Source organism: Nocardioides sp. CER19 (genome assembly GCF_029846275.1).
In the GTDB taxonomy this organism is placed as follows: domain Bacteria; phylum Actinomycetota; class Actinomycetes; order Propionibacteriales; family Nocardioidaceae; genus Nocardioides.
Genome location: NZ_JARVWS010000001.1, coordinates 320,043 through 344,923, shown reverse-complemented (window position 1 = coordinate 344,923; position 24,881 = coordinate 320,043). Strand labels below are relative to the sequence as shown.

Annotated in this window: 26 protein-coding genes; 11 read left to right on the top strand and 15 right to left on the bottom strand. The window is 71.6% G+C overall.

The features are described from left to right. Positions 1–34: 34 nt before the first annotated feature. Positions 35–1,306: an MFS transporter gene (locus QDS12_RS01755; RefSeq protein WP_279876483.1), complete on the bottom strand. Its 1,272-nt coding sequence runs from the start codon at positions 1,304–1,306 to the stop codon at positions 35–37. 272 nt (positions 1,307–1,578) lie between these two features. Here QDS12_RS01755 and QDS12_RS01750 point away from each other — a divergent pair, with 272 nt between their 5' ends. After that, positions 1,579–4,137, top strand: a complete 2,559-nt coding sequence (locus tag QDS12_RS01750; protein WP_279876482.1) for a SpoIIE family protein phosphatase — start codon at positions 1,579–1,581, stop codon at positions 4,135–4,137. Between the two features lie 19 nt (positions 4,138–4,156). Here the strand turns inward: QDS12_RS01750 and QDS12_RS01745 are convergent, their stop codons facing one another. Then, entirely contained in the window at positions 4,157–4,507 is a 351-nt protein-coding gene (locus QDS12_RS01745; protein WP_279876481.1) for an STAS domain-containing protein, read from the bottom strand. A gap of 220 nt (positions 4,508–4,727) precedes the next feature. Between QDS12_RS01745 and QDS12_RS01740 the strand changes: the two genes are divergently transcribed. Next, entirely contained in the window at positions 4,728–6,407 is a 1,680-nt protein-coding gene (locus tag QDS12_RS01740; RefSeq protein WP_279876480.1) for an MFS transporter, read from the top strand. Positions 6,408–6,425: 18 nt separating this feature from the next. Here QDS12_RS01740 and QDS12_RS01735 read toward each other — a convergent pair whose 3' ends face one another. Then, positions 6,426–6,821 carry a PLDc N-terminal domain-containing protein gene (locus QDS12_RS01735; protein WP_279876479.1) on the bottom strand — a complete coding sequence of 132 codons (396 nt, stop codon included), beginning with the start codon at positions 6,819–6,821 and terminating at the stop codon, positions 6,426–6,428. Positions 6,822–7,059: 238 nt separating this feature from the next. On the opposite strand from QDS12_RS01735, the gene QDS12_RS01730 reads away from it, so the two are divergent. Then, positions 7,060–7,629 carry a hypothetical protein gene (locus QDS12_RS01730; protein WP_279876478.1) on the top strand — a complete coding sequence of 190 codons (570 nt, stop codon included), beginning with the start codon at positions 7,060–7,062 and terminating at the stop codon, positions 7,627–7,629. Between the two features lie 12 nt (positions 7,630–7,641). Here QDS12_RS01730 and QDS12_RS01725 read toward each other — a convergent pair whose 3' ends face one another. Beyond that, positions 7,642–8,118 (bottom strand): helix-turn-helix domain-containing protein, encoded by a 477-nt coding sequence (locus QDS12_RS01725; protein ID WP_279876477.1) that lies wholly within the window; start codon positions 8,116–8,118, stop codon positions 7,642–7,644. A gap of 20 nt (positions 8,119–8,138) precedes the next feature. Here QDS12_RS01725 and QDS12_RS01720 point away from each other — a divergent pair, with 20 nt between their 5' ends. From QDS12_RS01720 to QDS12_RS01700, 5 genes are all read left to right on the top strand, one after another. Further along, on the top strand, positions 8,139–9,014 hold the full coding sequence (locus QDS12_RS01720) for a S41 family peptidase (protein WP_279876476.1): 876 nt from the start codon (positions 8,139–8,141) through the stop codon (positions 9,012–9,014). 89 nt (positions 9,015–9,103) lie between these two features. Beyond that, positions 9,104–9,706 (top strand): TetR/AcrR family transcriptional regulator, encoded by a 603-nt coding sequence (locus tag QDS12_RS01715; RefSeq protein WP_279876475.1) that lies wholly within the window; start codon positions 9,104–9,106, stop codon positions 9,704–9,706. A 380-nt stretch (positions 9,707–10,086) separates the two neighbouring features. Next, a complete protein-coding gene (locus QDS12_RS01710; RefSeq protein ID WP_279876474.1) occupies positions 10,087–11,439 on the top strand; it encodes an MFS transporter in 1,353 nt (450 codons plus the stop codon). Beyond that, positions 11,436–11,558 (top strand): hypothetical protein, encoded by a 123-nt coding sequence (locus QDS12_RS01705; RefSeq protein ID WP_279876473.1) that lies wholly within the window; start codon positions 11,436–11,438, stop codon positions 11,556–11,558. Before QDS12_RS01710 ends, QDS12_RS01705 begins: the two co-directional genes overlap by 4 nt. A 117-nt stretch (positions 11,559–11,675) precedes the next feature. Then, entirely contained in the window at positions 11,676–12,035 is a 360-nt protein-coding gene (locus QDS12_RS01700; RefSeq protein WP_279876472.1) for a hypothetical protein, read from the top strand. 138 nt (positions 12,036–12,173) lie between these two features. On the opposite strand, the gene dnaB is transcribed toward QDS12_RS01700, so the two are convergent. Then, complete coding sequence (gene dnaB / locus QDS12_RS01695) at positions 12,174–13,595, bottom strand: replicative DNA helicase (protein WP_279876471.1); 1,422 nt, start codon at positions 13,593–13,595, stop codon at positions 12,174–12,176. Positions 13,596–14,061: 466 nt separating this feature from the next. Between dnaB and QDS12_RS01690 the strand changes: the two genes are divergently transcribed. Both QDS12_RS01690 and QDS12_RS01685 read left to right on the top strand, forming a co-directional pair. Further along, complete coding sequence (locus QDS12_RS01690) at positions 14,062–15,387, top strand: MATE family efflux transporter (RefSeq protein WP_279876470.1); 1,326 nt, start codon at positions 14,062–14,064, stop codon at positions 15,385–15,387. 9 nt (positions 15,388–15,396) lie between these two features. Continuing rightward, the gene (locus QDS12_RS01685) at positions 15,397–15,975 is read left to right on the top strand and encodes a DinB family protein (protein WP_279876469.1); all 579 of its coding nucleotides are present in this window, start codon (positions 15,397–15,399) and stop codon (positions 15,973–15,975) included. Between the two features lie 160 nt (positions 15,976–16,135). Here the strand turns inward: QDS12_RS01685 and rplI are convergent, their stop codons facing one another. The 10 genes from rplI to QDS12_RS01635 form a co-directional block, all read right to left on the bottom strand. Continuing rightward, a complete protein-coding gene (gene rplI, locus QDS12_RS01680; RefSeq protein WP_279876468.1) occupies positions 16,136–16,588 on the bottom strand; it encodes a 50S ribosomal protein L9 in 453 nt (150 codons plus the stop codon). 15 nt (positions 16,589–16,603) lie between these two features. Then, positions 16,604–16,840 carry a 30S ribosomal protein S18 gene (gene rpsR / locus QDS12_RS01675; protein ID WP_153325512.1) on the bottom strand — a complete coding sequence of 79 codons (237 nt, stop codon included), beginning with the start codon at positions 16,838–16,840 and terminating at the stop codon, positions 16,604–16,606. 72 nt (positions 16,841–16,912) lie between these two features. Next, positions 16,913–17,482 carry a single-stranded DNA-binding protein gene (locus QDS12_RS01670; RefSeq protein ID WP_279876467.1) on the bottom strand — a complete coding sequence of 190 codons (570 nt, stop codon included), beginning with the start codon at positions 17,480–17,482 and terminating at the stop codon, positions 16,913–16,915. A gap of 90 nt (positions 17,483–17,572) precedes the next feature. Further along, a complete protein-coding gene (gene rpsF / locus QDS12_RS01665) occupies positions 17,573–17,860 on the bottom strand; it encodes a 30S ribosomal protein S6 (protein ID WP_279876466.1) in 288 nt (95 codons plus the stop codon). Between the two features lie 131 nt (positions 17,861–17,991). Continuing rightward, entirely contained in the window at positions 17,992–19,227 is a 1,236-nt protein-coding gene (locus QDS12_RS01660) for a D-arabinono-1,4-lactone oxidase (protein WP_279876465.1), read from the bottom strand. Beyond that, positions 19,224–20,198 carry an acetylxylan esterase gene (locus tag QDS12_RS01655; protein ID WP_279876464.1) on the bottom strand — a complete coding sequence of 325 codons (975 nt, stop codon included), beginning with the start codon at positions 20,196–20,198 and terminating at the stop codon, positions 19,224–19,226. Before QDS12_RS01655 ends, QDS12_RS01660 begins: the two co-directional genes overlap by 4 nt. A gap of 176 nt (positions 20,199–20,374) precedes the next feature. Continuing rightward, positions 20,375–22,549 (bottom strand): heavy metal translocating P-type ATPase, encoded by a 2,175-nt coding sequence (locus QDS12_RS01650; RefSeq protein WP_279876463.1) that lies wholly within the window; start codon positions 22,547–22,549, stop codon positions 20,375–20,377. After that, complete coding sequence (locus QDS12_RS01645; protein ID WP_279876462.1) at positions 22,539–23,441, bottom strand: hypothetical protein; 903 nt, start codon at positions 23,439–23,441, stop codon at positions 22,539–22,541. The genes QDS12_RS01650 and QDS12_RS01645 overlap by 11 nt, the downstream gene beginning before the upstream one ends. After that, positions 23,438–23,641: a heavy-metal-associated domain-containing protein gene (locus tag QDS12_RS01640; protein ID WP_279876461.1), complete on the bottom strand. Its 204-nt coding sequence runs from the start codon at positions 23,639–23,641 to the stop codon at positions 23,438–23,440. Before QDS12_RS01640 ends, QDS12_RS01645 begins: the two co-directional genes overlap by 4 nt. A 32-nt stretch (positions 23,642–23,673) precedes the next feature. After that, positions 23,674–23,967 carry a metal-sensitive transcriptional regulator gene (locus QDS12_RS01635; RefSeq protein WP_279876460.1) on the bottom strand — a complete coding sequence of 98 codons (294 nt, stop codon included), beginning with the start codon at positions 23,965–23,967 and terminating at the stop codon, positions 23,674–23,676. Positions 23,968–24,065: 98 nt separating this feature from the next. Here QDS12_RS01635 and QDS12_RS01630 point away from each other — a divergent pair, with 98 nt between their 5' ends. Beyond that, a complete protein-coding gene (locus QDS12_RS01630; protein WP_279876459.1) occupies positions 24,066–24,860 on the top strand; it encodes a deoxyribonuclease IV in 795 nt (264 codons plus the stop codon). The last annotated feature ends 21 nt before the right edge of the window (positions 24,861–24,881 follow it).

Here is a 24,881-nt window from a genome sequence, read left to right as displayed (position 1 = left end):
GCAGGACGCGCAACCGATCGGGAGCGACGTACGGTCAGGCGACGACCGACTCGGTCGGCACCTCGGCGACCGGATCAACCCCCGCGTCAGCGATCGAGGTGGACGCCGCGAGCGCGGCGCGGAGCCGTCGCTGCGAGGCCGCGACCAGCCCGAGCGCCAGGGCCATCGCCGTCACTGTCACGGCGAACGCCGCGGTGTAGCCGTGGTGGTCGGCCAGCCGGCCGGCGACCGAGGATCCGACGGCGTAGCCGAGGCCGGTCGCGCTGGCCAGCACGGTCATCGCCGTGGCCACCCGGGCCGGGGCCACGACCCGCTCCGCGATCGTGAAGACGCCGATCATGAACGGAGCGACCGCGCAGCCGAGGACGGCGACCACCGGGACCAGCGTCGTCAGCCCGTCGACGAGCAGCAGCGGCGTCGACAGCAGCAGCAGCGCGGTCGCGGCGACGAGGATGCGGCGCTCCAGGCTGATCCGGTCGGGGATGAACGCGGTGGCGACGCCCGCCAGCGCACTGCCGACCCCGAGCGTGGCGTGTACGAAGCCCGCGATGCCGGGCTGGCCGGCGTCGGTGGCCAGCACGGTGGTGCCGGTCTGCGTCGCGCCGAAGAGCGAGCCGATGAGCAGCTGCGCGACCGCCAGCACGACGAGCACCGGCGTGACCAGCCGCCCGACGTGTGCGGAGGCGGCGCCATCGCGCTCGGTTCGCGCGGTGCGGTGCAGCGCGAACGCCGTCCCGAACACGGCCAGCAGACCGGCCGCCGTCAGCAGGGCCCCGCCGGGCGAGATCACCACCACGCCGAACCCGATCAGGGCCGGCCCGATCGCGAAGGAGGCCTCGTCGGCGGCACCCTCGTAGGAGAAGGCGATGTCGACGAGACGGCGCTGCTGGGACCCGGTGTGTGCGGTGATCGGGCGCCAGCGCACCCGCGCGAGCGGGCCGACCTGCGGCATCGCCAGACCGGCCAGGGCGGCGACCCCGACGACCGCTGCGTTGGCGGCACCGGCGTGGACGAGCGCGACGAGCGCCGTGATCGCGACCGCGCCTGCCAGGGACTGGACGAGCACGACGTGGCGCTGACCGAGCCGGTCGGCGAGCGAGCCGGCGATCGGTGCACCGAGGGCGTTCGCGACGGCCAGCGCGCCGGCGGACAGCCCGCCCAGGCCATAGCTGCCGGTCGACTCGGAGACGAGGAGCAGGGTGCCGAGCTGGCTCATCGCCAGGGGCAGCCGGGCGAGGAATGCGACCAGGACGTACGTCGTCCCGGTCAGCGCGAAGAGCCGTCGATAGGTGGCGAGGGGTGACACGGGGGTGGCCTTTCGGGTGCGTCTGAGCGACGCGCCGAACCCACCTCCAAGACGCGTGAAACCCTCTACTGCTCCTATCGTAAAAGGCGGCCCGTCCGGCCGCCTATTCGCCGACCGCCGCGCCGGGCGCGCCCGTCGCGGTCGGCGCGATGCAACCACCTTCGGGCGCCGCGTCGATCGGTGTGACAGGATCGTTGCAGGCTTCCGCCTTCGGTCGGAGCTGGCCTCAGCAGCGGGGCTGGAGAAGTGGCTGGCGTCGAAGGAGGTATCCGATGACGCCGGAGGAGCATGGACGAGGTCGCGACGACGGGAGCACGGGCGTGTTCACGTCGAACGGCCGGACGGAGCGGCCCGCCGCGAGCGGCGCGACGCGGCTGAGCCGTCACGCCCGGATCCCCGCGCTGGACGGCCTCGCCGCACTGGCGACACGTGTCATCGGCGTGGCCTCGGCACGGGTGTCGCCGGCCGGCGACGTCTCCACGGTCATCGGCTCCGCGGGTCTGGAGGGTCCGCAGGCGGCGGCCGAGTCGCTGTGCTCGCTGGTCGCGGCCACAGGGCAGCTGGTGCGGATCGAGGACGCGGTCGCCGACGATCGGCTGGACCACCTCCCCCCGGCCGCCCGGCAGGCCGTCCGTTCCTACCTCGGAGTCCCGCTCGACACCGCCGGGGTCGTCCTCGGCGTGCTGTGCGTCTACGAGCCGGTGCCGCGACACTGGACCGACGACGACGTGATGCTCCTGACGTCGCTGGCCCACTCCGCCGCGATCGAGCTCGAGCTGGCGGCCGTGGAGCAGGACGAGCGCACCCTGTGGCAGCTCGCCGTCGACGCCGGTGAGGTCGGCGCCTTCGACTGGGACCTCGTCACGGGAGAGCTGCGCTGGGACGAGCGGCTCCTGGAGCTCTTCGGACTCGATCACGCGACGTTCGGTGGCACCATCGAGGCGTTCAAGGAGTCGGTCCACCCGGAGGACCGGGACCGGGTGACGGAGGCGCTGACCGAGGCGGTCAAGAACGTCGGCGCCTACGCCGCCGAGTACCGCGTCCTCCTTCCCGACGGAGAGCTGCGCTGGATCGCGGCCCGCGGTCGAGCGGTCGCCGGCCCCGATGGTCGTGCGGTCCGGCTCCTGGGGGCGGCCTCCGACACGACGGCCGTCCGTGCCGAGGAGACACGGGTCGCCCGCGTCCTGGAGTCGATGCCGTCGGCGTTCTTCAGCCTCGACCGTTCGTGGCACTTCACCTACGCCAACGGCGAGGCGAAGCGGCTGCTGGGCGGCATCGGCGCCGACATCGTCGGCGGTGACATCTGGCAGCTCTTCCCGGCCGCGGTGGGCAGCGAGTTCGAGCGGCAGTACCGGCACGCGATGGAGACCAACGAACCCGTCACCTTCGAGGCCTACTACCCCCCGCCGCTGGACGCCTACTACGAGGTGCGTGGCTGGCCGACGCCCGACGGGCTGTCGGTCTACTTCCTCGACGTCACGGCCCATCACCAAGCGCAGGAGACCCTCGCCCGGGCCAGCCGCCGGTCCCGGCTGTCGGCGGAGGTCGCCGCCGCTCTGGCCGAGACCTGGGACGCCGATGCGGCCGTCGCCCGGCTCGCGCAGCTGCTCGTCCCCGAGCTGGGGCAGTGGTGCATCGTGACCCTGACCGACCGCGGGGAGATCTCCCCGGTCGACTGGCGCCGCGGGCTCCGCGATGTCGGCTGGTGGCACGCCGACCCGGCGGCCAGCCCGCTGGTGCGGCGCTACAGCGAGAAGCGCCTGGGCGCGCTCACCGACGACTCCTTCTTCGCGCGGGCGCTCCACGACTCGGCCCCCGTCGTGGTGGCCCAGAACGCCGCCGACGCCGTGGCGTCGGTCCTCCGGGACGGCGAGGCGCGCGACCTGCTTCTGCGGCTCGACCCCGGCGCCGTCCTCTGCATCCCGATGCGGGCGCGCGGACGGACCCTCGGCGTGCTCTCCGTGTTCCGCGGTCGCTCGCAGCCGTCGTTCTCCGCCGAGGACGTCGCCGTCGCGCGGGAGGTGGGCGACCGTGCCGGCCTCGCGCTCGACAACGCGCGGCTCTACGCCGAGCAGCGCGACCTGGCCGAGCAGCTGCAGCGCAGCATGATGACCGCTCCGCCCGAGCCCGACCACCTCCACGTCGCGGTGCGCTACGAGCCCGCCGCGGAGGTCGCCCAGGTCGGCGGCGACTGGTACGACGCCTTCGTCCAGGGCGATGCCACGGTGGTGGTCATCGGCGACGTCATCGGTCACGACACCGCCGCGGCCGCCGCCATGGGCCAGCTCCGCAACATCCTGCGTGGCGTCGCGGTGGCCACGCACTCGTCGCCGGCCGAGCTGCTTCGCCAGGTCGACACGGCGATGTCGGAGCTGCTCATCGAGATCACCGCCACCGTCGTGGTCGCCCGGCTCGAGCAGACGCCGGAGGAGCGTCAGGAGGGGCTCACCCGGCTGCGCTGGGCGAACGCCGGACACCCGCCTCCCGTGGTCGTCTGCCCGACCGCGGACGGTGGCGGACCGCTGGCCGAGGTCCTGTGGGGGTCCGCGCCGAACCTGCTGCTCGGCCTGGAACCGAGCGTCGAACGCGACGAGAACGTCGTGACGCTGCGGCGCGGGAGCACCCTGCTCTTCTACACGGACGGTCTGGTCGAGCGTCGGGGCGAGCTCATCGACCGCGGGATCGAGCGGCTGTCCGCAGTCCTCACCGAGCTCATCGCCGCCGGCCTTCCCCTCGAGGAGCTCTGCGACGAGCTCCTGCGCCGCATGCTGCCCGACAAGCCCGACGACGACGTCGCACTGGTCGCGGTTCGTCTGCACGAGGAGGACTGACCGCTCGCCGAGCGGACCCCTACATCGCGGCAGCGGCGTCCTGGACCGAGCTGAAGACGCGGATCACGTGGGCCAGGCCCGTCATGCTGAGCAGGTGGGTGACGATGCCCTCGTGGCAGACGACGGCGAACGCCCCGCGGAAGGTCCTCGCCTGTCGGTGGGTCCTGACGAGCAGACCGAGTCCGGCGGAGTCCATGAAGTCCAGGGCGGTCAGGTCGACGACGAGTCGGGGGGCGCCGTCGATGAGCAGGTCGTCCAGCACGGTGCGTACGCCGCCCGTCGTCGACACGTCCAGCTCGCCGGTGAGCCGTACGACGGTGAGGTCTCCGTCCTGCTCGACATCCACCGACAGCGCTCGCTCAGAGGTCACGCCGTTCACTCCCAGGTTCGAGAACGAAGTTCCATCGCGTCCGGATCGGCGGCATCGCCGATCGCCGGTTCGGGCCCGGTCACGCCCCTCGGTTCCCGCGCGGCATCGCCTTTACTCCCGGCCGGGCGGGCGAGGCATCACCCCGGTGCCGACCCCTAGGCTGGAGCAGGACCCGGGAGAGCCCGCCCAGCACGCGCTCCACGCCTCAGGAGTGGATTCCATGACGACACGCGCCCCGTCCTCCGTCGACGACACGCCCACGACCCGCGCGGGTTGGCTACCGCTGGTCGTCATCGTCCTCGCCCAGCTCCAGATGGCGATGAACATCAGCGTCCTGCCGGTCTCGCTGGGGCCGATCTCAGAGGACCTGGACGCACCTGTGACGGCGACGGCGACGGCGCTCCTCCTCTACTCGCTGTTCGTCGCCGCCTTCGTCATGCCGGGGGCGAAGATCGGCAAGCTCCTCGGCGAGCGTCGCGTGCTGCAGGTGGGCGTCGTCGCGCACGGCGTCTCGATGGCGCTGATGGCGACCAGCACCAGCGCCGTCACGATGAACATCGCCCAGGCGATCGCCGGGGTCACGGCCGCTGCCCTCGTCCCCACCCTGGTGGTGCTCATCGCCGCGAACTACCACGGCCGGCAGCAGGCGACGGCGCTCGGAGTGCTGGCCGGCATCCCCGCGGTCGCCAGCGCCGTCACGTTCGTCCTGGCCGGGTTCCTCGCCACTGCGTTCAGCTGGCGCTACTCGTTCTGGCTGATCGTCGCGCTGGCGGTCGTCGTCCTCCTCCTGAGCTTCCGGCTGAGCCCCGTCCCGCGTCAGCCCGGCATCACGATCGATCGCTTCGGCGTCGTCCTCTCCGCCGGCGCGATCGCGCTCATCCTGGTCGGCTTCAACAACATCCAGACCTGGGGTCCGCTCGTGGCCAGGAGCGGGGCGCCGTTCTCGGTGCTGCGGCTGTCGCCCGCGCCGATGTTCATCCTCGTGGGCATCGTGCTCGGGCAGGCGTTCTTCGCGTGGTCCCACCGGCGGGTGGGCGCCGGGAGGCAGCCGCTGCTCGCGATGGAGGTGCTCGACAGCAAGGAGGAGCGCAGCGCCGTCGTCGCGTTCCTCGTCGCCGGCAGCCTCGGCCTCGCGGTGGGCTTCCTGATCCCGCTCTACGTCCAGATCGTCCAGGGCCGTACGCCGCTGGCGTCGGCGGTGGCGATCCTCCCGTACGCCGTCGCGATCGCCGCGGCCGGCGTCCTGTCGGTGCGCCTCTACGGCCTGGTCTCTCCCCGAAGGCTCGGGATCGCCGCGTTCGTGCTGATCGCCGTCGGCCTGACCGTGGCCGCCTACACGGTCGGCAGCGACAGCACCGTCGCCGTCATCCTGGGCCTGCTCCTGGTCGGGGTCGGCGAGGGCACCCTGCTCACGCTGTTGTTCAACGTCCTCGTCTCGGCGTCCCCCAAGCGGCTCGCCGGCGACGTGGGCGCGCTGCGCGGCGTGGCCAACAACGTCTCGAACGCGCTGGGCGCGGCGTTCTCGAGCGTCGTGGCCGTGGGGCTGCTGGGCGTGTTCCTCACCATGGGCTTCAGCCGGACCGATCTCCCGCGCGAGCTCACTCCCCAAGCCCGCCTCGGCGACGTCGACTTCGTCACCGGCCACGACTTCAGGACCGTCCTCGCCGCGACCGGTGCGACGCCGGCGCAGGTGGAGGAGGCGGTGGCGGTCAACGAGGACGCCATGCGCCGCGCCGTCCAGGCATCGTTCCTCATCGTCGCGGGGATCTCGCTGCTGTCGATCTTCCCGGCGTCGAGGCTGCCGCGGTACGTGCCGGACGAGCTGTCGGCCGACGACATCACGCGCGAGTCGGGACCCGGCGGTCCTCCTGCGACGGCCGACGAGGAAGCCCTCGAGTGACCGCCGCAGGACGGGGCGTCAGGCCACGGCCTTCGCCTTGAGCGAGGCGAACTCGTTCTCCGAGATGATCCCGCTGTCGAGCAGCCGCTTGGCCTCCGCGATCTCCTCGGCGGGGGACTTCGCCGTGCGCGCGACGTTCTGGATGTACTTGTCCTGCTCGGCCTTCATGTCCGCGGCGGCCGTGATCTGCCGCTGGGTCATGCTCCGTCCACGGGCGATGAGGTAGATCAGCGCGCCCAGCCACGGGATGAGGATCAGCAGGACCACCCAGCCGGCCTTCGCCCACCCGCTGAGCGTGCGGTCGCCGAACAGGTCGAACAGGCAGCGGAACCAGATGAAGAGAGCGGTGATCCAGATGAAGAACCAGAAGCTCCACAGCAGGACGTCCCAGAAGTCGTTCGTGATGTTGTCCATGTCGGCAGGTCCTCTCGACGGCCACCGGGCGGTGGGCAACACGTTCCCAGCGGCGGCCGTCGGCCTCGTTCCCCCGATCCGGGTGAACTGAGGGACACCGAGGGTGATCCGTCCGCCGGGCAAGGCTGCCGCAACCCTCGACCGGGTCCGTCTCGAAGCGTAGATTCACAAGTCTCAGGGCGAACGGGCGACGGCTCGGCAGCCGCCCTGGGGCTGGCTCGGCGTAGGGGGAGCCGCGATGTCACTGGTTGAGGGTCCTGTCGTCCTGACGGGTCGTCCGAGCCGCCGTGAGCGGCGGAGACAGCGGCGTGCGCTCCGCGAGCGCGACCGGGCCAGCGCCAAGCTGGCCGAGCTGTTCCGCATCGACGCGCTGCTCACCGACGCCGCCCACGTGGTCGAGCGCGGGTGGCTGCAGAACGGGTGGTTCACCTACGTCGACGACGGGGGTGTGCGGGTGCTCGTCACCGGCTGCTCGCCGCGGATCGCGCGCCGGCTGTCGCCGGAGCAGGTCACGGCGACGTGCCTGGTCGGCGCGATCGTGCACGCTGCCGGCGGCCCGTCGGAGGCCAGCAGCCAGCTCGTCCAGCGGTCGATCGACCTGACCTGGCACGCCACGTTCCGCGGCGCCCGGGAACGAGTCCGGTGGTGCCCCTCGTCGACCGAGCGGGCCGGCCACGTGATGGATCTCGTCCGCTGGAACGACAGCCCCGGACGTACGCCGGGCGAGGTGGTCGCCCTGCTCGCCAGGGCCCGCGCGCTCGGTCGTGCCGAGGGCGAGCGCACGCGGGCGGGACTGCCCACCGGCTGACCGGCACGACGGCTAGCGCCGATAGACACCGACGAGGACGCCGTACGTCGGCTCGGCCGGTCCGGCGGGGACCAGCTCGTTGACCACGCGGTCGAGATGCTCGGCCACCGCCTGGGCCTGGCGGCGGGTGAGCCGGATCGTGCGGTGGTTGAGCAACGGGTCCACGGCGCCGACGACCTCGTCGGCGATCGAGGCGAACATCGCCCGGGTCGCGTCCTGGTCACCGTCGACGCTGAGCCGGCGAGCGGTCTTCACGTAGTACTGCTCCGTCCCGCCGCGGACGGTCCGGGTGCGGTCCGGCCGCAGCAGCCCGACGTCGACGAGCACCTTGACGTGGTGCGCCACGTTGCCCTTGTTGATGCGCAGGCGGGAGGTGAGCTGGCTGACCGTCGCACCGTCGCTGTCGGTCGCGCGCCAGATGAGGTGCCGAGTGGGGTGGCCCAGCGCCCGCCGCTGGGCGGGAGTGGTGCGCGTGATCGCCTCGTCCATGGATCAAGCGTCAAGAGGGTTTGACGCTTCGTCAAGCGCCACGGTCGACTACCCGCATGCTGATCACCCGGATCCAGGACCTCGTCCGCACCCACTACGTCTTCCCCGACGTGGCGGTCGCCATCGCCGAGTCGCTCGACGACCTCGCCGTCGCCGGCCTCGACGAGCCCGAGCTCGCCCAGGAGCTCACGACCGCCCTGCAGTCGGTCAACGGCGACCGGCACCTGCGGGTCCGGCACTACCCGGACGGCGTACCCCCGGAGCAGGACGAGGACGACGTGCGCGCACACTTCGCCGAGCGGGCCCGGCACGACGGGCCTGCCATCACGGAGGTACGCCGCCTCGACGGCAACGTCGGCCTGCTGAAGATCGGCCCGGTCATCCTGCCGCCCGAGTTCGTTCGCCCGGCCGCTGCTGCCGCGTTCACGCTGCTGGACGGCGTACGCCGGCTCGTCATCGACCTGCGCGACTGCGTGGGCGGCGTACCCGAGTCCGTGGCCCTGCTGGTCAGCCACCTCCTCGGCGACGCGCCGGTGCACCTGGTGGATCTCATCCACCGCGACGGCTCGGTCGAGCGGTCGTCGACCACCCCTGCTGTCGCGCCGCGACTGCCCGACGTGCCCGTCGTCGTCCTCACCAGCAGCCGCACCTTCAGCGGCGGCGAGGAGCTCGCCTACGACCTGCAGGCCTTGGGCCGCGCCGTCGTCGTCGGGGAGGCGACCGCGGGCGGCGCCCACCCCCGCGAGGCCTTCGACCTGACCGCCCGGCTGCAGCTCCACGTCCCGGTCGCGCGATCGGTGCACGCCGTCACCGGCACCAACTGGGAGGGCGTCGGCGTCGTTCCCGACCACTCCTGTCCCGCCGAGCGGGCGCTCGAGGTCGCGCTCGCGCTGTGAGCTCGCACCGACCGTGAGGCCCAGGTGGAAGGAGGCCCGCGCAGGAGTCGGGCTTGACAACCTAAGGAAGTGACTGTTCACTTACATACGTGAACACCTCATCGACCCGGCTCCGGTCCACCGCCGACGAGCGCCGTACGGGCGTCCTGCCGCAGGCGTTGCGGGTCTTCGCCAAGACCGGCTACCACGCCACTCCGGTCAGTGACGTAGCGACGGCGGCAGGCATCTCGCAGGGCTACGTCATCCGACTGTTCGGGACCAAGCTCGAGCTGTTCGTGGCCGTCGTGGACGCCTGCTTCGAGCGGATCGCCGAGGCGTTGGACGCCGGCTCCGAGCACGTGCGAGGTGGCGAGCCGCAGGAGGTGCTCGATGCGATGAGTGACGCCTACGTCGAGCTCATCGCGGACCGGGACCTGCTGATGCTGCAGGTGCACGCGCAGAGCGCCGCCGACATCGCGGAGGTCCGTGACGCCATTCGACGGGGGATGGCCCGCGTCACCCAACTGGTCAGCGACCGCTCCCACGCCGCACCCGAACAGGTGCAGCGGTTCATCGCCTACGGCCAGCTGTGCCACCTCATCGTCACCGCCGAGCTCGACCAGATCGACCGGCCCTGGGCGCGCACGCTGACCCAAGGCATCCGCCACCTCGAGCCGCTGACCACCAAGGCCGGGGAGGAGGTGAAGTCATGACCCACCGCCGACTGCGCTGGGGCGCCGTTGCCGCCCTGCTCGTCCTGGCCGTCACCCTCTTCAGCGCCTGGAACTGACGAGCACCCCCCAGCACCGAAGCCGCCCACCCTCGACCGTCGGGCCACAACTCGGGCCACCCGCATGGTGGCCCTCTCTTCGACCCCGTCAAGTAAGTGACCGTTTACATACATCAGGAGAATCCCATGTCCGCCACGACCGAGCTCACCTTGTGGCGCATCAGCGTCTGGTCGCTCTCGATCCTCATCTTCCTCATGGCCTCCCTTTGGGACTGAGCACCCGGCCCACCGACTGCCCTCCCTGCCCTCACGACCGCTGACTCGCGAACTCACTGACCTGCTGACACTGCAAAGGAACCTGACATGTCCCTCACCGCCAACGCCCCGGGAGCGATCGCCGCCCCCGCCCGTGCCGACCGGCGCGCCTGGACCGGCCTCGGCCTGCTCGCCGCCGCCCAGTTCATGGTCGTGCTCGACGCCTCCATCGTGAACATCGCCCTGCCCGACATGGGCCGCGACCTCTCCCTCACCGCCAGCGGCCTGGCCTGGGTCATCACCGCCTACGTCATCGCCTTCGGCGGCCTCCTGCCGCTCGGCGGGCGGCTGGCGGACCTGCTCGGCTGCCGCCGGCTCTTCATCAGCGGCGTCGGCCTGTTCACCGTCGCCTCCCTGGCCGCTGGACTCGCCCCCACCGGCGCCCTCCTGATCGGCACCCGCGCCGTGCAGGGCGTCGGCGCGGCCCTGCTCGCCCCGGCCGCGCTCTCCTTGGTCACCAGCCTGTTCGCCGAGGGCGCCGAGCGGACCAAGGCACTCGCGATCTGGGGAGCCGTGGCCGCAGGAGGTGGCGCCGCCGGCGTACTCCTCGGCGGCCTGCTCACCGGTGGCTTCGGCTGGCGCTCGGTGTTCCTCATCAACATCCCGGTCGGCATCACGGTCCTCGCGCTGATCCGCCGCTACGTCGACGAGGTCGCCCGCCCTGCGGGCCGCCTCACCCTGGCCCGCTTCGACCTGCCCGGCGCCATCACCGTGACCGGCGGCCTCGCCACCCTCGTGACGGCGCTCTCCCAGGGTGACTCCTGGGGTTGGACCTCGGCCTCGGTCATCGGCCTGTTCGCCGCCAGCGCCGTCCTCCTCACCGCCTTCCTCGCCATCGAGCGTCGCAGCACCCACGCCCTCGTCCCGATGCGCCTCTTCGCCCTGCGCACCGTCAGCGCCGGCAACACCGTCATGATGCTGGTCGGTGCCGCCATGCTCGGCCTGTTCTACTTCCTCTCCCTCTACGAGCAGCTCGTCCTCGGCTACGGCGCCGTCACCGCCGGTCTCTCCCAGCTCCCGCTCGCCCTCGCCCTCATCGCCGCCGCCGGCCTCGCCGCACCGCTGATGGAGCGGTTCGGAACCCGCACGGTGCTGGCCGGTGCCCTGGTCGTGTTCGCCGCCGGCCTGGGCTGGTTCTCCCTGGCCGGTCCCGACGGCACCTTCCTGATCGACATCCTCGGCCCCTCCCTGCTCGTCGGCATCGGACTGGGGCGGCTTTCGTGCCGGTCACCTCGCTCGCCGTCGCCGGCGTCCCCGCCACCGACAACGGCGTCGCCGGCGGCCTGGTCAACACCAGCCAGCAGATCGGCGGCGCGATCGGCCTGGCCGCCCTGGCTGCCCTCGCCAACAACCGCACCGGCTCCTCGCTGGCGACCGGGCACGGCGTCCTCACCGCCATGACCGACGGCTACACCACCGCCTTCCTCGGCACCGCCGGGATCGCGCTCCTCGCCGCAGCGGTCACCCTCACCGCCGTACGCCGCAGCGACCGCGTGGAGGCCGTCGCACCCACCCACTAACCCCAGCACCTACCCGGCCCCGACCCACCCACCCATCTGCCCGCCTCGGCGCCAGCGCACCACTGCGCTGGCGCCGAGGACCTGGCCGCCTACCTCACCCAGACCAAGGAGAAGACCATGGAGATCACGACCAGCCCCACCAAGCGCCGCGTCCGGCACCCGTTCCGCCGCACCGTCCTCGCCGGCGCCGCCGTGCCCACGCTCATCGCCGGAGAGTTCGCCATGATGGCGATCGTCCCGGTCGCCATCGCGACCGTGACGACCTGGCGCGACCCCGGCCTGCGCAAGCTTCGGCCCTGGGCCGCCGGACTCGCCACGCTCTACACGGTGCCGCTCCTCATGTGGGCCGTCGGCCCCGACCGAGCCCCCAGCCTGTCCAAGGACATGCACCCAGCCATCGCCGTCGTCGTATCCCTCGCCGGAGCGGTCTTCGCAGTCCGCGCCTACCGGCTGAAGCAGGAGACGCTCGGCGATTAGCGGACCGCGGACAGGCGCGCTGGCCCTACCGACCACGTGGAGACCTCCGCACCAAGGCATCGGCAACCCGACCGCTGCCTCGGTCCGGAGGTCCTCGCGTCGGCACCGAGCACCGCGACAACCGACGGACGAGTGTCCTCAGTGCGCCATGTCGACGAACCGGCTGTAGTGACCCTGGAACGCCACGACGATGTCGCGGGTCGGCCCGTTGCGGTGCTTGGCCACGATGACGTCGGCCTCGCCGGGGCGGGTCGACTCCTTCTCGTAGACGTCGTCACGGTGCAGCAGGATGACCATGTCGGCGTCCTGCTCGAGCGAGCCGGACTCACGCAGGTCGGAGACCATCGGCCGCTTGTCGGCGCGCTGCTCGGAGCCACGGTTGAGCTGCGAGAGCGTGACGATCGGGACCTCCAGCTCCTTGGCGAGGAGCTTGATCTGGCGGGAGAACTCCGAGACCTCGAGCTGGCGCGACTCGACCTTCTTGCCCGAGCTCATCAGCTGGAGGTAGTCGAGCACGATCAGCTTGAGGTCGTGCTTCTGCTTGAGCCGGCGCGCCTTCGAGCGGATCTCCATCATCGTCATGTTGGGCGAGTCGTCGATGAACATCGGCGCCGAGGAGACCTCGCCCATCTTGCGGGCGAGCTTGTTCCAGTCGTCGTCGGTCATGTTGCCGTTGCGGATGTGGTTGAGCGGGACCTTCGCCTCGGCGCTGAGCAGACGCATGGTGATCTCCGCGCGACCCATCTCCAGGCTGAAGAAGACGCTGGTCATGTTGTTGTGGATCGACGCCGCGCGGCAGAAGTCGAGGGCGAGCGTCGACTTACCCATCGCGGGACGCGCCGCGACGATGATCATCTGGCCGCCGTGGAAGCCATTGGTGAGCTCGTCGAGGTCGGCGAAGCCGGTCGGTACGCCGTAGATGCCGGCCTCACGGTTGGAGATGGCCTCGATCTCGTCGAGGACGCCGCCCATGATGTCGCTCAGCGGGGCGTAGTCCTCCGTGGAGCGCTTGTCGGTGAGCTTGAAGACCTCGGCCTGGGCCTCGTCGACGATGTCGTCGACGTCGCCCTCGCCGGCGTAGCCGATCTGCACGATCTTCGTGCCGGCCTCGACCAGGCGGCGCAGGGTCGCCTTCTCCTTGACGATCTCGGCGTAGAACGCCGCGTTGGAGGCGATCGGCACGTTGGCGGCCAGCGTGTGGAGGTAAGGCGCGCCACCGATCTTCTGCAGCTCGCCCCGGCGCTGCAGCTCGGCGGCCACGGTGACCATGTCGACGGGCTCGTTGCGGCCGTAGAGGTCGATGACGACGTCGAAGATCGTCTCGTGGGCCGGGCGGTAGAAGTCGACCCCGCGGATCGCCTCGGTCACGTCGGCGATGGCGTCCTTGGAGATCAGCATCGCCCCGAGCACCGACTGCTCGGCGGCCATGTCCTGCGGCGGGGTCCGGTCGACCGGCGAGGAGCTCCGGCGCTCACCGGGCTCGTAGGCGACCGGGCCGTCGCCCCAGTCGTCGTAGGGGGGCTCCGGAGCGTCCCGGGAGTCGGACTGCGCCACGCTCACTGCTTGCTCCTCCGCGTTCCTCGCGACGACTCGACCCACTGCCCAGCACGCTAGCCGCGACCCACCGACAGCCGTCGCAAGCGCGCCCCGACACCCCTGTGCGAGGTCCCGCCCGGGTGTGGCGACGTGTCACCGTAGGTCTCGTGGGGACCGCTGGGAAATCGGTTTGTCCACAGGGGGGTGTGAATAACCCGGTGAAGCCCGTGGACGACACGCGGTGAGATGTGCACGGGCTGGGGAGACGGCTGTGGACCACGCTCCCACATCCCTCTCAAATCGCGGGCTGACCTGCGGAAACGCTTTCCTCCGGATGTGGAGCAGAAATACTTTCGACGTGATCCAGTTCACTTTCCGGCCATGTGCCGGTTTCGTGCCCGTTTGTCGACAAAGTGGCGAGGACCGTCCTGGGACCCCAGTTATCCCCCGGTTATCCACCGGTCCGATCGGGCCCCCTATCCTGCTCTGAATGGACCGCACCCACGACCGCGAGATCGTGCGGTTGGCGGTCCCCGCCTTCCTCGCCCTCGTCGCCGAACCACTGTTCCTGCTCGTCGACTCGGCGATCGTCGGTCACCTCGGGACGGCCCAGCTCGCCGGGCTGGGGGTCGCCGGCGCGGTCCTCCAGACGATCGTCGGCATCTGCGTCTTCTTGGCCTACGGAACGACCGCCAGCGTCGCCCGCCGGCTCGGGGCCGGCGACCTGCGCGGCGCGGTCGCGCAGGGCGTCGACGGGCTGTGGCTGGCGGTCATCATCGGCGTCCTCGTCACGATCCCGTGCCTGCTCGCTGCTCCGACGTTGGTCCGCGCGGTGGGGGCCCACGGCGTGGTGGTGGACCAGGGGACGACATACCTGCGGATCGCCGTCCTCGGCGTCACGCCGCTCCTGGTGATGCTCGCCGCGACCGGCGTGCTGCGCGGCCTGCAGGACACGCGTACGCCGCTCGTGGTCGCCGTCGGCGGCAACGCGATCAATGTCGTGCTCAACCTGCTGCTCGTCTACGGCGTCGGCTCGTTCGACGGCTGGGGCATCGCCGGCTCGGCGACCGGCTCGGTGATCGCCCAGGCGCTCTCCGCCGCGACGCTCGCGGGCGTCGTGGTCCGCGGCGCCCGGCGGCACCGGGCACCGCTGCGACCCGACCTCGCCGGGATCCGCCAGGCTGCGCGGGCGGGCGTCGCGCTGGTGGTCCGCACCCTGACGTTGCGGGCCGCGCTCCTGGTGACGACGTACGCCGTCACGCTGATCTCACGCTCCGACCAGGACGCCCAGCTCGCCGCCCACCAGATCGCCTTCACGATCTGGACGTTCCTGGCGTTCGTGCTCGACGCGATCGCCATCGCCGCGCAGGCCCTCACCGGGCGCTCGCTCGGCGCGGGCGACGTCGACGGCACCCGCTCGATCACCGCGCGGATGGTCTGGTGGGGCGTGGTGTCCGGCGTGGTGACCGGCGTGCTGCTCATCGCCGCCAGCCCGTTCATCGGGGCGCTGTTCACCGGCGACCCGGACGTGCGGCACCTGCTGGTGCCGGTGCTGGTCGTCGTCGCCGTGGGGCAGCCGATCTGCGGGATCGTCTTCGTGCTCGACGGCGTGCTCATCGGGGCAGGCGACGGCCGCTACCTGGCCTACGGCGGGCTGGTCACGCTGGCCGTCTACGCACCCGTCGTGCTGCTTCTCCACCCGAGCCTGGTCGCGGTGTGGCTCGTGTTCTCGGCGCTCTTCATGGGCGCGCGGCTGGTCGTGGTGGTGCATCGCGCTCGGGGAAACTCCTGGCTCGTGGTCGGTGCTCCGGCCTAGCGTCGGCACATGACGTCCGACAAGGAAGCCCTTCTGCTCTATCTGCGCGCCGCCCGCGAGGCGGTCCTCTGGAAGACGGAGGGCCTCTCCGAGCGCGACCTGCGCCTCCCGCGCACGCCGACCGGCACCAGCCTCATCGGCATCGTCAAGCACTGCCTCAACATCGAGGCGGGCTACTTCGGCCCGACGTTCGGTCGACGGGTCCCGATGGCCGATGAGCTGGTCCCGTTCTCGGCCTACGAGTCCGACCCGCAGGTCGACTGGTACGCCACCGAGTCCGAGACCGCGGCCGGCCTCATCGACCTCTACCGGCGCGTCGGCGACTACGTCGACGCCACCGTCGAGGAGCTGCCGCTCGACTCACGCGGCCGGGTCCCGTGGTGGCCGCCGGATCGCGGCGAGGTCACCCTGCACCGGATCATCCTCCACGTCATCGAGGACGTCGCCCGGCATGCCGGCCATGCCGACATCCTGCGCGAGGAGATCGACGGCGCCGCGGGGATGAACGTCCGCAACAGCAACGTCCCCGGCGACATCGACTGGCCGGCGTACGTCGCCCGGCTGACCGCGATCGCCGAGCGGTACTGATCGCCGGCTCGTCGCTGGGCGTCCTGCGGCGGTACGCCATCAACCGAATCCCCCCACGGAGACGGTTCACCACTCACCCCCCGCCCGCCGGAGGAACGGGCCGAGAAATGCCGAACGGGGCCGGCCCCGAAGGGCCGACCCCGTCCGAGTGACTCGAACGTCAGGCAGGAACGACGTTGAGGGCCACCGAAGCGGACACCTCGTCGTGCAGCCGGACCGAGACCTGGTGCGCGCCGAGGGACTTGATCGGGTTGCCGATCACCACGGTGCGCTTGTCGACCGACTCGCCAGCGGCGGCGGAGAGGGCCTCGGCGACGTCACCAGCGGTGACGGAGCCGAACAGACGACCCTCCTTGCCGGCCCGGACCTTGAGCTGGACCGGAGCGGACTCGAGCTTGGTCTTGACCTCGCCGGCGTGGTCGGCGTCGCGCAGGGCGCGGGCCGCACGGGCCGACTTGATCGCCTCGACCTGCTTCTCGGCGCCACGCGTCCAACGGATCGCGTCGCCACGCGGGACGAGGTAGTTACGGGCGTAGCCGTCCTTGACCTCGACGATGTCGCCGGCGGAGCCGAGGCCGGTGACCTCCTGGGTCAGGATGATCTTGGTAGCCATGTGTCAGCTCCTCTCTCAGCGACCGGTCGAGGTGTAGGGCAGCAGGGCGACCTCACGGGCGTTCTTGACGGCGGTGGCCACGTCGCGCTGGTGCTGGACGCAGTTGCCGGTCACCCGACGCGCGCGGATCTTGCCGCGGTCGGAGATGAACTTCCGGAGCAGCGTGGCGTCCTTGTAGTCGACGCCGGTCGCCTTCTCCTTGCAGAACTGGCAAACCTTCTTCTTGGGCTTGCGAATCACTGCCTTGGCCATTGTGGTGCTTCCTCTCTAGAAGCCCGGCTTGCGCCGGAATGGTTTCGGATTCGGTTACGGGGTGTTTCTCGATCAGAACGGGGGCTCGTCGGAGCCGACCCCGGGAGCACCCCACGGGTCGTTCGCCGGAGCGGACTGCTGGCCGCCGCCGCCGTACCCGCCGCCACCGCCGCCGGCCGGAGCCGCCGGGGTCGCCCACGGGTCGTTGGTCGGAGCGGACTGCTGACCGCCGCCACCGCCGGACGGAGCGCCGCCGAAGCCACCGCTGCCACCCTGGCGGGAGGCGCGGGTCACCTTGGCGGTGGCCCAGGTGAGCGACGGGCCGATCTCGTCGACCTGCAGCTCGAAGACGGTGCGCTTCTGGCCCTCACGGTCCTCGTAGGAGCGCGACACGAGCCGCCCCTGGACGATGACGCGGGTGCCGCGGGTGAGCGACTCGGCAACGTTCTCCGCAGCCTGACGCCAGACCGAGCAGCGCAGGAACAGGGTCTCCCCGTCCTCCCAGCTGTTCGACTCGCGCTTGAAGGTGCGGGGGGTCGACGCCACCGTGAAGTTGGCGACCGCAGCGCCCGACGGCGTGAAGCGAAGCTCCGGGTCGTCGGTGAGGTTGCCGATCACGGTGATGACGGTGTCGCCTGCCATGGGTTCTCCCTAGCTCGTTCTGATCGGTGTCCGTGTGTCGGGCCCATCCTCGCGGATCGGACCGACAGTTGGACGGGGATCATCCACAGCTCACTTGCTGGGGCGGATGACCTTCGTGCGCAGGATGGACTCGTTCAGCGTCAGCTGGCGGTCGAGCTCCTTGACCGTCGCGGGCTCCGCGGTCAGCGTGACCACGGCGTAGATGCCCTCGGGGTTCTTCTTGATCTCGTACGCCAGGCGACGGCGACCCCACACGTCCACGTTGTCGACGGTTCCACCGTCGTTGCGGACCACGTTGAGGTACTTGTCGAGCGACGGAGCGACGGTGCGCTCGTCGAGGCTCGGGTCGAGAATGACCATCACTTCATAAGCACGCATAGCGATCTCCACCTCCTCTGGACTCAGCGGCCACGGTCTCTCCGTGGCAGGAGGGCTGATGCGGTTGCGCTCTCCCAGGACGGAGAGCGACGCGTCAGGTTACCAAGAGCCGTACGTCGGCCCGAAATCCTTCACCGTCCCAAGGTCCGGGCCGTCCACTCGTTGCGGAACCGCCCCTCGGGGTCGAACCGCGCGGCCAGGTCCAGGAAGTCGTCCATCCGCGGGTAGCGGGGCCTCACCACGTCGGCGCGGGCGCGGAACACCTTGCCCCAGTGCGGCCGCGCACCGAGCGGCAGCAGGACCTCCTCGAGCCGGTCGACCAGCGGGAGGACCTGCGCCGGGTGGCGCTGCCAGGTGAAGTGGAGGGCGGCCGCGTCGCCGCCGTACGCGCCGGAGAGCCAGAGGTCGTCGCCGCCGACAGTGCGCACCTCGCTGACCAGCAGCTCCGGTTCGACGAGGTGACCGATCGCCCGGACCGCGGCGAGAGCCTCGGCGAGCCGGGCGCGCGGCACGAAGTACTCCGACTGCAGCTCCTCGCCGGCGCTCGGCGTGAAGCCCATCCGGAAGTGCGGCAGCCGCTGGTGCCACGGCCCGGGTACGCCGAGCTGCTCGGTCGTGTTCTCGACCGACATGCCCGCGATCATGTGCCGCTGCTCGGGCGCCGGGTGCGTCCCGGCGAGCTCCCGCGGCGTGCCACGCTCCTTGAGCCACACCTGCCCGACGAGGTCGCCCGTCCAGCGGGTGAAGACCGAGACGGAGTACGCCGCCGCGGTGACCTCGTCGACGCGCGCGAGCAGCGCGTCCCAGGTGAGTCCCTCGAGCACCACCTGGCTGACGTCGTACGTCGGCTCCACGTCGAGCTCGAGCGTGGTGACGATCCCCAGCAGACCGAGGGCGACGACCGCCCCGGCGAAGTCGGCGTCGCCGCGCTCCAGCCGGACCTGGGAGCCCCGGCCGTCGACCAGCTCGACCGCGGCGACGGTCGACGCCAGGGACCCGACCGTGTTGCCCGACCCGTGGGTGCCGGTGGCGACGGCCCCGGCGACACTGATGTGCGGCAGCGAGGCGAGCGCCCCGAGGGCCCAGCCGGCCTCGTGCAGCGTGGTGGCGACGTCGCCGTAGCGCAGGCCGGCCGGGACGCGGGCCACCCGTCGGGCGGCGTCGATCGTGACCTCGCCCCGCAGGCCGGTGACGTCGACCAGGACTCCCGGTGAGTCGGCCAGGTCGGTGAAGGAGTGCCGGCTGCCGAGCGCGCGCAGCCGCGGCTCCGCGACGACCAGCGCGGACAGCTCGTCGAGTGACGTCGGGCGACGCAGTGCGCGGGCGGCGTACGTGTGCGAGCCGGCCCAGGTGGTCCCGACGCTCATGACAGGACGCCCGCGAGCCAGGCCGCCTGGCGCGCCTGCTGGTAGGGGCCGCCGCCCTCGTGGTCGTTGAACTCGTAGACGGCGATGTCCTTCGGTCCCCCGTAGGACCGGTAGGCCGCGAAGACGGTCGACGGTGGGCAGATCGTGTCCATGACCGCGACGGAGAACAGCGCGGGCGCCGTCGCCCGGCGGTCCAGGATCGCGCCGTCGAAGTGCGCCAGCGTGGCGAAGACGAGCTCCACCTCGTCGCGGTGCGCGGAGAGGTAGCGGCCGATCTCGGCGTACGGGTCGAGGGTCGGGAGGTCGGCGGCGCGGCGGAAGTCGCAGAGGAACGGCACGTCGGGCATGACGGCCACGACGCCCTCCGCGAGGGCGCCGGCGGCCAGGGCGATCCCGCCGCCCTGGCTGATGCCCGTGACCGCCACCCGGCGGGCATCGACCAGCTCGTGGTCGCGCAGGACGGCGACCGCGCGGACGGCGTCCACGAACACGCGACGGTAGAAGTGCGCGTCCGGGTGGCCGATGCCGCGGGTCAGGAAGCCGGGCGTGCTCGGCCCCGAGCCGTGCGGGTCACCGGTCGCCCCGGTCGTCCAGCCGCTGCCCTGGCCGCGGGTGTCCATGACCAGGTGCGCGTAGCCGGCCGCCGCCCAGAACACGTGCTCGTGGGGCATGCCGCGGCCGCCGTTGTAGCCCTGGAACTGCACGACGCCGGGCAGCCGCCCGTCGCCCCGCAGCGGCGCCGCCGGCAGGTGCAGCCACCCGTGCACCGGGTCGCCGCCGAACCCCGCGAAGGTCAGGTCGTAGGTGTCCACGGCGACCAGCCCGTTGTCGACCGGCTCGAAGCTCGCGTGGAGGGGGTACGCCGACTGCTCGGCCAGCGTCCGCGCCCAGAACGCGTCGACGTCGGGCGGCTCGGGCAGCTCCGGGTGGTACTCCCACAGCTCGGGCAGGGACAGGTCGATCCGTGGCACGGAGTGACTCTAGGTCACCCTCGCTGGTCGAGCAGCCCGCCCGTCGCTGGTCGAGCAGCCCGCGAGGAACGAGCGGGCGTATCGAGACCCTCGGTCTCGATACGCCACCTCGCTGGCGCTCGGTGGCTACTCGACCAGCGAGGCTGGGCTACTCGACCGACGAGGCGGCGCGGTCGCTACTGGAAGCGGCGCAACCTCAGGCTGTTGCCCACCACGAACACCGACGAGAAGGCCATCGCGGCGCCGGCGATCATCGGCTGGAGCAGTCCCGCCATCGCGAGCGGGATGGCCGCGACGTTGTAGGCGAACGCCCAGAACAGGTTGCCCTTGATGACCGCCAACGTCCGCCGGCTGAGCCGGATCGCGGTGGCCGCCTTGCGGAGGTCACCGCTGGTCACGGTCAGGTCCGAGGCCTCGATCGCCACGTCGGTACCGGTCCCCATCGCGATCCCGAGGTCGGCAGTCGCCAGCGCGGCGGCGTCGTTGACGCCGTCGCCGACCATCGCGACGACCCGACCCTCGTCCTGCAGCCGCTTCACCACGTCGACCTTGTCGGCGGGCAGCACCTCCGCGTGGACCTCGGCGATGCCGAGGTCGGCGGCCACCTTCTCGGCCACACCGCGGGCGTCGCCGGTGAGCAGGACCGGACGCAGTCCGAGCGAGCTCAGCTCTCGCAGGGCGTCGTACGACGTCGGCTTGATCTCGTCGGCGACGCTGATCGTGCCGCGCCGGCGGTCGTCCCAGACCACGTCGACGGCCGTGTCGCTGCTGTCGGCCGAGCGCGTCGAGACCGCCCGGGAGACGGTGACCCGGCGACCCTCGACGGTGCCCTCGACCCCGATGCCGGGGGTGGCGACGAAGTCGGTGACGGGCGGGGCGTCGCCCGCCGCCGCCACGATCGCCCGCGCGATCGGGTGCTCGGAGGCGGCCTCGACGGCCGCGGCCATCCGCAGCAGCTCCTCGGCGGAGACGCCGTCGGCCGGCCGTACGCCGGTCACCGCCATCACGCCGGTCGTGACCGTGCCGGTCTTGTCGAGCACGACCGTGTCGACCCGCCGCGTCGACTCGAGCACCTCGGGACCCTTGATGACCACGCCGAGCTGGGCGCCACGCCCGGTGCCGACCATGAGCGCGGTCGGCGTCGCCAGCCCGAGCGCGCAGGGGCACGCGATGACCAGGACGGACACGGCGGCGGTCACGGCGGCCGCAGCACCCCAGCCGGCGCCGATCCAGAAGCCGAGCGTGGCGGCGGCCAGGCCGATGACGATCGGGACGAAGACGCCCGAGACGCGGTCGGCGAGGCGCTGGACCTCGGCCTTGCCGTGCTGGGCCTCCTCGACGAGCCGGGCCATCTGCGCGAGCTGGGTGTCGGACCCGACCCGCGTGGCGCGGACGACCAGGCGGCCACCGGCGTTGACCGTCGCGCCGACCACCGCGTAACCGGGGCCGACGTCGACAGGGACCGACTCCCCGGTCAGCATCGACGCGTCGACGGCCGACGTACCGGACTCCACGACGCCGTCGGTCGCGACCTTCTCACCCGGCCGGACGACGAACAGGTCGCCGACGGCCAGCTGGTCGACCGGGATCGAGGTCTCGACGCCGCCCCGCAGCACCGACACCGACTTGGCGCCGAGCTCGAGCAGCGCCCGCAGCGCCGCCCCGGCGCGTCGCTTGGAGCGCGCCTCGGCGTAGCGGCCGGCCAGGATCAGGGTCGTGACGCCCGCGGCCGCCTCGAGGTAGATGTCCCCCGACCCGTCGGTCCGCTCGATCGCGAACGAGAACGGGTGGGTCATGCCGGGCGTCCCTGCGGTGCCCCAGAACAGCGCGTAGACCGACCAGCCGAACGCGGCGAGCGTGCCGAGCGAGACGAGGGTGTCCATCGTCGAGGTGGCGTGGCGCAGGTTCAGCCACGCCGCCCGGTGGAACGGCCAGCCGCCCCACGTCACGACCGGAGCGGCCAGCGCGAGCGAGAGCCACTGCCAGTTCGTGAACTGCAGCGCCGGCACCATCGCCATCGCCACCACCGGCACGGTGAGCACCGCGGAGACGATCAGCCGCTGGCGCAGCGGGGCGTCCCGGTCGACCGGTTCGCCGGCCGCGGTCGCCTCGGTCTGCGGCAGGCTGGCGGTGTAGCCGGCCGCCGCCACCGTGTCGACCAGCTGCTCGGGCGTCACGCCGGCGGCGTACTCGACCCGTGCCTTCTCGGTCGCGTAGTTGACGCTCGCGGTCACGCCGTCGAGCTTGTTGAGCTTGCGCTCGATGCGGTTGGCACACGAGGCGCAGGTCATCCCGCCGATCTCGAGCTCGATCGAGTGGGCGAGGTCCGAGGCGAACAGGTCAGTGGGCATGACCACCTCCTGCGGTCATCGTGAAGTGAGCGGTGCGTACGACGCCCCGGTGCTGGAAGTCGAGGTAGAGCTCGTAGGTCCCGGCGGTCGGGACCGAGGTGTGGAAGTCGAGCCCCTCGGGGTGCACGTGCAGGTAGGCGAGGTCGGAGCGGCGCAGCGCGACCAGGTGGCCGAGGGCCCCGAGGTAGGGCTCGAGCTCTCCGGTGACGTCGCGGCCGTCGAGGGTGACGCGCGGCGTGAGGACGGTGTCGTCCCCGGCGGCGAGGTCGCCGTCGAGGGTGACGGTGTAGCCGTCCACCGTCGCGCTCCGGGTGTCGGCGCGCGGGGCGGCCGGCCGGAAGTCGCCGGCCACCAGCAGGTCGGCGCCGAGCGTCATCGCCTCGCCGGCCGCGGGCTTGAAGTCGGCATAGACCCGCCACGCGCCCGGCGTCAGGTCGACGGGCGCCGACCACATGCCGTCGGCCGCCAGCGTCGGGTGGACGTGCTGGAACCCGGTCGCGTCGCGTCGTACGACGATGAGGTGGAGGCGCTTCTCGTGCTGGACGTCGTAGTCGGTGACCGGGGCGCCGTCAGGCCCCGCGATCGTGAACGAGAGCGGCACCGCGCTCCCCGGACGGGCACGGTCGGCGCCGAGGCTCAGCGTGTAGCCGTCCTGCGTCGCCGTCAGCCCGGCGGGCGTGGCGGCGGCGTGCTCGGAGTGCTCGGAGTGCTCGGAGTGCTCGGAGTGCTCGGAGTGCTCGGAGTCTCCGTGGGCGCCCTCGTCCATCGCCATGTCGTGAGCGACCGGCTCGTCGGCGGCCTCCGGGCCGAGGGCCCGGCCGACGACGGCGGCGACGCCGAACACTGCCGCGATCGCGACGACGAACGTGGCGAGCCGGACCGGCGTGCTCATGCGAGCTGGTAGCCGGCCTCCTCGACGGCGCCGCGCACGGCCTCGTCGAGGATCGGCTGCTCGGAGGTGACGTTCAGCGCGCCCGTGGCCAGGTCGACGTCGACGGCGGTGACACCGGGGATGTCGGTGACCTCCTCGGTCACCGAGGCGACGCAGTGCTGGCAGGTCATGCCAATGACGGTGTAGGTCGTGGTCTCCATGTCGGGAACCATACCCCCCTAGGGTATCTGGATCAAGACTTCACCAGGCGCGCGATCGCGTCGTTCGCCTCCTTGATCTTCGCGTCGGCGTCGGAGCCCCCCTCCTTGATCGCGTCGGCGACGCAGTGGCCGATGTGCTCGTCGAGCAGGCTCAGCGCCACGGACTGGAGCGCCTTGGACGCGGCGGAGATCTGGGTCAGCACGTCGATGCAGTACTGCTCCTCCTCGACCATGCGCTGGAGGCCGCGGACCTGACCCTCGATCCGGCGCAGTCGCTTGAGGTGGTCGGCCTTGCGGTCGACGTATCCGGGGTGTGCGTGCGTCATGGTCCAAGGATACCCCTGGTGGGTACCAGAACCCCAGGTCGTGAGCGAGGAACGACGGCTCCGGCCGCAGTGTCCGTGCCGGCACCTACGCTGGGGCCATGGTGGTCATCGGAGCCCATGTCGACCAGGCCGACCCGATCGCAGAGGCGAAGGCGCGCGGCACGACCGTCGTGCAGTTCTTCCTCGGCGACCCCCAGGGCTACCAAGGCCCCGAGTTCGCGTACGCCGGCGGCGCCGAGGCGCTGCGCGCGGACGCCGAGGCCGCCGGGATCGACCTCTATGTGCACGCGCCCTACATCATCAACGTGGCGACGACGAACAACCGGATCCGGATCCCGTCGCGCAAGCTGCTCCAGCAGCACGTCGACGCGGCGGCGTCGATCGGCGCGAAGGGCCTGATCGTGCACGGCGGCCATGTCAACAAGGCCGACGACCCGGCCAAGGGGTTCGACAACTGGCGCAAGGCGGTCGAGGCGACCGACCTCAAGCTGCCCGTGCTGATCGAGAACACCGCCGGTGGCGACAACGCGATGACGCGTTATCTCGAGCGGATCGCCGGGGTCTGGGACGCCATCGCGTCGACCGAGCAGTTCGACCAGGTCGGCTTCTGCCTCGACACGTGCCACGCGCACGCGGGTGGCAACCCGCTGGAGACCATCGTCGACGACGTCCGCAAGATCACTGGTCGCATCGACCTGGTCCACGCTAACGACTCGCGCGACGACTTCGACTCCGGGGCCGACCGGCACGCCAACTTCGGAGCCGGACGGATCGATCCTGACCTGCTCGCTGCCGTCGTACGCGACGCCGGCGCTCCGGTGATCTGCGAGACGCCCGGTGGTGCGGCCGAGCACCGCGCCGACTTCGAGTGGATGAGGGAGCGGATCGCCTGACGGCTCGCTGGTCGACTGCCG

Excerpts from the sequence above, each read along its gene's own strand:
- QDS12_RS01750 (WP_279876482.1), top strand. The coding sequence starts at position 1,579 with ATGACGCCGGAGGAGCATGGACGAGGTCGCGACGACGGGAGCACGGGC.
- QDS12_RS01740 (WP_279876480.1), top strand. The coding sequence starts at position 4,728 with ATGACGACACGCGCCCCGTCCTCCGTCGACGACACGCCCACGACCCGC.
- QDS12_RS01735 (WP_279876479.1), bottom strand. The coding sequence starts at position 6,821 with ATGGACAACATCACGAACGACTTCTGGGACGTCCTGCTGTGGAGCTTC.
- QDS12_RS01730 (WP_279876478.1), top strand. The coding sequence starts at position 7,060 with ATGTCACTGGTTGAGGGTCCTGTCGTCCTGACGGGTCGTCCGAGCCGC.
- QDS12_RS01725 (WP_279876477.1), bottom strand. The coding sequence starts at position 8,118 with ATGGACGAGGCGATCACGCGCACCACTCCCGCCCAGCGGCGGGCGCTG.
- QDS12_RS01710 (WP_279876474.1), top strand. The coding sequence starts at position 10,087 with ATGTCCCTCACCGCCAACGCCCCGGGAGCGATCGCCGCCCCCGCCCGT.
- QDS12_RS01705 (WP_279876473.1), top strand. The coding sequence starts at position 11,436 with ATGACCGACGGCTACACCACCGCCTTCCTCGGCACCGCCGGGATCGCG.
- QDS12_RS01700 (WP_279876472.1), top strand. The coding sequence starts at position 11,676 with ATGGAGATCACGACCAGCCCCACCAAGCGCCGCGTCCGGCACCCGTTC.
- QDS12_RS01690 (WP_279876470.1), top strand. The coding sequence starts at position 14,062 with ATGGACCGCACCCACGACCGCGAGATCGTGCGGTTGGCGGTCCCCGCC.
- QDS12_RS01685 (WP_279876469.1), top strand. The coding sequence starts at position 15,397 with ATGACGTCCGACAAGGAAGCCCTTCTGCTCTATCTGCGCGCCGCCCGC.
- rplI (WP_279876468.1), bottom strand. The coding sequence starts at position 16,588 with ATGGCTACCAAGATCATCCTGACCCAGGAGGTCACCGGCCTCGGCTCC.
- rpsR (WP_153325512.1), bottom strand. The coding sequence starts at position 16,840 with ATGGCCAAGGCAGTGATTCGCAAGCCCAAGAAGAAGGTTTGCCAGTTC.
- QDS12_RS01670 (WP_279876467.1), bottom strand. The coding sequence starts at position 17,482 with ATGGCAGGCGACACCGTCATCACCGTGATCGGCAACCTCACCGACGAC.
- rpsF (WP_279876466.1), bottom strand. The coding sequence starts at position 17,860 with ATGCGTGCTTATGAAGTGATGGTCATTCTCGACCCGAGCCTCGACGAG.
- QDS12_RS01660 (WP_279876465.1), bottom strand. The coding sequence starts at position 19,227 with ATGAGCGTCGGGACCACCTGGGCCGGCTCGCACACGTACGCCGCCCGC.
- QDS12_RS01650 (WP_279876463.1), bottom strand. The coding sequence starts at position 22,549 with ATGCCCACTGACCTGTTCGCCTCGGACCTCGCCCACTCGATCGAGCTC.
- QDS12_RS01645 (WP_279876462.1), bottom strand. The coding sequence starts at position 23,441 with ATGAGCACGCCGGTCCGGCTCGCCACGTTCGTCGTCGCGATCGCGGCA.
- QDS12_RS01640 (WP_279876461.1), bottom strand. The coding sequence starts at position 23,641 with ATGGAGACCACGACCTACACCGTCATTGGCATGACCTGCCAGCACTGC.
- QDS12_RS01635 (WP_279876460.1), bottom strand. The coding sequence starts at position 23,967 with ATGACGCACGCACACCCCGGATACGTCGACCGCAAGGCCGACCACCTC.
- QDS12_RS01630 (WP_279876459.1), top strand. The coding sequence starts at position 24,066 with ATGGTGGTCATCGGAGCCCATGTCGACCAGGCCGACCCGATCGCAGAG.